Raw genomic sequence first — 3,710 nt, forward strand, 5'->3', positions numbered from 1 at the left:
AAGTTGCTCCCAACGAGAGCCAAAGCGGCCCAAAGCCACTTACGCCCTGGATCTGCGAGGTCTGCCAGGGCTTCACGGCCTCGAGCGGCCCCATGAACATCTCGTAGAGCCGGAGCGCGTCGGCGCCGTACTCCCGCACGATGTCGTCGGGACTCACGACGTTGCCCCGCGACTTCGACATCCGCTCGTTGTCCTCGCCCAGGCTTGTCCCCCCGCGGGCCTCGATCTCGAGATGGTCGCAGGCCATGTCTTGTTGTACCTCGTTGCGGCGGAGCCGCCTAGTTCAGCGCGCCTTCCAATTCTTGACTTCGGCCTCTAAACTCTTGCAAACCCGTGGAAGGCAGGGTCCGTCGATGGAAGAGGCGAAGAAGGGGAGGTTCAGCGCCGGTCCGTTGACCTTCGCCGTCCGCCACGAATTGTGGGACGGCAACATCCAGGATCATCCGGATCAGGGCGTCGCCATCCTGGTGATGGCGGACGTCGCCGGCAAGGAGACAGCGCTGCTGCGGTTCAACTGCTTCGACTTCGAGAGAAGTTACGTCTACGGCCCGGAAAATGCGGACTTGCGTGCTGAAGGGCCAGCGATGCTCGGGGGCGCGGCCACGACGAATCTCTACCGGATGGACTCGACCGTCGACGGCAACCCGATCGGCTGGACGATCCGCACCTTGGGGACGAAGCTGCCGAGAATGCTGGGGCGCGCGGGCTATTCGCAGATTGCCGAGCTGGTCGACATGGCGGCGGTGACGGCGGTCCTCCCGGATGTCGAAGCCTGTGCCCGCGAACTACGTGCGACGAAGCGCAACACCGTCAAGCACAACCGCGGCACCCATATCTTCGAGGCTGGCAACATCCGATTTGGGCTCGAAATGAGGCGGCTGGCGATGGGCGATGGCGGTCTCGCGATCCATGTCCTAGCCGATATCGGCGGGACGCCGGGCAAGAAGTACACGGAGGAAACCGAGCTCCTGGCTTTTGATCACTTCTGGAACGGTGCGCACTACCACTACGGCCCGCGCAACAAGAACCATCGCATCTACTGGGATCGCACCCTGGTCGAGGATCCGCTCGCCTGGACGCTGGAGCAGTTCGAGAAGGGCAAGCTGCCGGCGATGATCGAGCGCGCCGGCTATCCAGGGGTGGCGGCGGATCTCGACGTCGAGAAGATCGCCTCGGTGCTGCCGGCGATGAAGAAGCAGGCGCTCGATATGTGGGAGCAGGGGCGGCGGCTGACCGGTCATCCCGGGCTGCCGCTGGAGCCGACTCCGAACCTCGGGGCCGCTGATTGACACTGTCAGTTCTCGATCTCGCTCCCATCCTTCAGGGCGGCACGCCGGCAGAGGCCTTCCGGCACTCGCTGCAGCTGGCGCAGCACGCGGAGCAGCTGGGCTACCGGCGGTTCTGGCTGGCCGAGCATCACAACATGCCCGGGATCGGCAGCGCGGCCACCTCCGTGCTCATCGGCCACGTGGGGGCGGGCACCTCGCGCATCCGGATCGGCGCCGGGGGCATCATGCTGCCGAACCACGCGCCGCTGCAGGTGGCCGAGCAGTTTGGCACGCTGGAGGCGCTGTTCCCCGGGCGCATCGATCTCGGCCTGGGGCGCGCCCCGGGCACGGACCAGGCCGCTGCGTTCGCCTTGCGGCGCACACTGCACGTCGATCCCAACAACTTCCCCAACGACGTGCTCGAGGTGATGGAGTTCCTGGCCGACCCGCGACCGGGGCAGGCCGTGCACGCGGTGCCCGGCGCCGGCCTGCGGGTGCCCATTTGGATTCTCGGGTCCAGCACGTTCGGCGCCGAGGTGGCCGCGGCGCTGGGCCTGCCGTTCGCGTTCGCCTCACACTTCGCGCCCGCGATGCTCTTCGACGCGATCGGCATCTATCGGGAGCGCTTCCGGCCATCGGCCCAGCTGGCCGCCCCATACGTGATGCTGGGGGTGAACGTGGTGGCGGCGGACACCGACGACGAGGCGCGATTCCTGGCCTCGTCGGGGCGCCAGTCGTTCGCCAGCCTGCGCTCCGGTCGGCCGATCCAGCTGCCGCCGCCGTCGAAGGAGTGGGAGCGCGACCTGCGCGATGCCGGCGATCCGCTTCGGCGGTCGCGCGTCTCGTTCGTCGGCGCGCCGGGCACCGTGGCCGCGGAGATGCGCGAGTTCGTGGAGCGCACGCAGGCCGACGAGCTGATGGTCGTGTCGCACATCTACGATCAGTCGGCCCGCCTGCGGTCCTACGAGATCGCCGCGGCGACGATGACCGAGTCGCCGAGTGGCCGGCCCTCTTGATCAACCGTGCTGTCGCGCTTCGAATTCGGCGAACTCGCCCATGAAGGGCGCGGCGATGTCCGCGTTGACCTTGCAGTCCAGAAGGATGGGGCCGTCCGGCTTGCCCAGCACCGGTCCGAGCGCGCGCAGGTCGTCCAGGCTGCGGATCGTGTACGCCTGAAACCCGAACGCCTCCGCCACCGCCGCGAACTCCACGTCCGGAAACACCGACTTGCCGACGGGGAGCTTGCGCAGGGCCAGGAAGTGCAGCTCGGCCCCGTACGCGCAGTCGTTCATCAGCACGATGATCAGCGGGATGTCTTCCCGGCTCACCGTCTCCAGCTCGCTCATCGTCATGAGGAAGCCGCCGTCCCCGATCACCAGCACGGTGGGGACACGCGGGCGCCCCTTCGCCACCCCCAGCGCCGTGCCGAAGCCGAGCCCGATGGACGCGAACTCGCTCGTCATCTTCAGATGGTCGGGCGTGGGCACGGTGAGGTAGGGCAGGATGCCGAGGAAGTTCCCCGCGTCGTAGACGACATTGCGCTCCCGGGGCAGCAGCCCGTCGAGCTCGACGCCCAGCGCCCGGGGATCCACGGTGCGGGGGGTGTGCGCCGCCTCGAAGTCCCGGGTGACGTCGAAGCCGGCGATGGTGGCCAGGCTCTCGGCGGTGTGAAAGGGCTTCTCGGAGCTGCGCCGCCCGGGCAGCGCGGCCAGCAACTGCTCGGCCACCCGCCGGGCGTCGCCCACCACCGCCACGTCCGCCGTGGTCCACCGCCCGATGTGGGCGCGCACGGTGTCGACCTGGATGATGGGGACCGCAGGCACGGAGGCCCCGAAGCTCATGGTGAGGAAGTTGAGCCCGGCGCCGAACACCAGCACGCAATCGGCCTGGTCCATCATGCGCCGCCCCATCGTGTGGGAGAACGACCCCAGAATGCCCAGGTTGTACGGATGGCCGTGGAACATGTCCTTGCCGCGGGCCGAGGTCATCAGCAGGGCGCCGATCTTCTCCGCCAAGGCCTGCAACGCCTCCTTCGCCCCCGCTCGATGCGCGCCGAGGCCAGCCACGATGACGGGACGCCGGCTCTTGCTCAGGAGCGTCGCGGCGGAGTCGATGGACTGCTGGCGCGCGGCCGCCGGCTCGCCGGCCGGGATGAGCCGCGCCGGGGCCGGCCCCCAGACCTCCACGTTCGCCATCTGGACGTTGGTGGGCAGGAGCAGCGCCGCCAGCGCTCCATGACTGGCGGCGGCCACCGCGTCGGCCAGGGTCTGGCGCGCGGTCGCCGCGCTGGCGGCCGTGAAGCAGGTGAGTCCCGCGGCCCCCAGGACGGCCTGCGCGTTGAAGCCCTTGTAGTCGGGGCCGATGCCGTTGACGGCGCCGCCCCCGACGGCGGCGTCGCCGTAGATCACCAGCACGCGCGAGCCCATGCGGCTGGCCGCCACG

At 68.9% G+C, this 3,710-nt stretch carries 3 protein-coding genes and 1 pseudogene; 2 read left to right on the plus strand and 2 right to left on the minus strand.

Annotated elements, in window-relative coordinates; translation table 11 throughout:
• Positions 1–202 (minus strand): annotated as a pseudogene (locus VFR64_01000) (class I tRNA ligase family protein).
• A gap of 151 nt (positions 203–353) precedes the next feature.
• Between VFR64_01000 and VFR64_01005 the strand changes: the two are divergent.
• Both VFR64_01005 and VFR64_01010 read left to right on the plus strand, forming a co-directional pair.
• Positions 354–1,289: a hypothetical protein gene (locus tag VFR64_01005; protein ID HET9488320.1), complete on the plus strand. Its 936-nt coding sequence runs from the start codon at positions 354–356 to the stop codon at positions 1,287–1,289.
• Positions 1,286–2,284, plus strand: a complete 999-nt coding sequence (locus tag VFR64_01010) for an LLM class flavin-dependent oxidoreductase (protein HET9488321.1) — start codon at positions 1,286–1,288, stop codon at positions 2,282–2,284. Before VFR64_01005 ends, VFR64_01010 begins: the two co-directional genes overlap by 4 nt.
• Here VFR64_01010 and VFR64_01015 read toward each other — a convergent pair.
• Positions 2,285–3,710: thiamine pyrophosphate-dependent enzyme (locus VFR64_01015; GenBank protein ID HET9488322.1), on the minus strand; the 1,426-nt coding region annotated here is incomplete at its 5' end.

This window comes from Candidatus Methylomirabilota bacterium (genome assembly GCA_035709005.1).
In the GTDB taxonomy this organism is placed as follows: domain Bacteria; phylum Methylomirabilota; class Methylomirabilia; order Rokubacteriales; family CSP1-6; genus 40CM-4-69-5.